Genomic DNA, 353 nt, shown 5'->3' with positions numbered 1-353 from the left:
CCGGTTTGTCCGCGTTGGGCTTGAGGTAGTGGTCCAGGGCTTTTTGCGCGGCTTTGTCGAGCTTTTTGGTGTCGAGGGTTTTGTGGGCAGGATCGGTTTTCGGTGGGTTAGGTGTTGCCTTGAACATGCTCGTAATCCTCTGAATGGGCTGCCACCGACTCGCGACTAAACGAAGGGTGGCGGCTGAACGCAGGTTAGTCGACCGGGAGGAAAACGAAAAAAACCGGCGCGCCCGAGGGCGCCCTGCGCACAGCCACCATTAAGTACGGGGATAGGGATACCCGACTGGATGACGCTTGTGCGTTTCGTATTACCTCCGGGCGACTAAACCCGATCGCTGGTTGTCAGCGACA

Origin of the sequence: Pseudomonas sp. PICF6, from assembly GCF_009831705.1 — a bacterium.
Taxonomy (GTDB): Bacteria; Pseudomonadota; Gammaproteobacteria; order Pseudomonadales; family Pseudomonadaceae; genus Aquipseudomonas; species Aquipseudomonas rhizophila.
The sequence above is the reverse complement of the archived record's forward strand: the minus strand, read 5'-3'. Positions refer to the sequence as shown.